The sequence below is a fragment of the Rhizobium mulingense genome (assembly GCF_029194105.1).
GTDB classification, from domain to species: domain Bacteria; phylum Pseudomonadota; class Alphaproteobacteria; order Rhizobiales; family Rhizobiaceae; genus Rhizobium; species Rhizobium mulingense.
This window is the reverse complement of the sequence record NZ_JARFVE010000072.1, coordinates 1-633: the sequence shown is the minus strand read 5'-3', so window position 1 is coordinate 633 and position 633 is coordinate 1. Positions and strand designations below refer to the sequence as shown.

The 633-nt window shown below is 47.1% G+C and carries 1 protein-coding gene; it reads right to left on the bottom strand.

What is annotated here, in order from left to right; translation table 11 throughout:
• Positions 1–582, bottom strand: a 582-nt coding sequence (locus PYR71_RS30755; RefSeq protein WP_042120096.1) for a hypothetical protein, incomplete at its 3' end; no start/stop codon positions are given.
• Positions 583–633: the final 51 nt, after the last annotated feature.

The following is a 633-nucleotide window of genomic DNA, read 5'->3' as shown; positions in this document are numbered from 1 at the left end:
TCTACGGGTTGATCTGATGTAAGCGGGAAGCCTAAATGCAAGTACGAATGCGGCTAGGTAAAATCCAAAGATGTGGATCATACTCTTCCAGATGTTCACCTCTATCGGCGACTCGAAGCTCATTCGATAACGCGAATAATGCTCAGTTGGACCGATATACGCCGACGCCAAGCTGGCAGCTAATATAATGATGAACGCTGTCATCATTCCCTGGACGTGGTAGCTGTCGGATGCAAACAGTTGCTTTACAAGAAACACGACGACGGCAGGAAGCATGACCACGCTGGCAAGGGATCGCATTGCGATCAACAGGCATTGATCAGACTGCGAATAACGACTTGTTTTTAAAGCAGATAGTATCGCGGTATTTGGGGGCCAAAACCGCAGCATAACCTGGTTATTGACAAACTCGCAGGATATTGACGGGTGGGCTCGAAAAATGAGAAACGCAAAGAATATCACGGCACCATAGGCTGCGATGGTGGCGCAAATGATGCCTAACTGTCGGCTTGCAATATTTTGATCTGCCTTAATCTTCTTGGCTACGTGATCGAAAATATCTTCGTTGACCTCGTCCTTCATCCAATAACCACTTCCGAAGTAACACTCGAGGTTGAGTAACACCGCAAATGT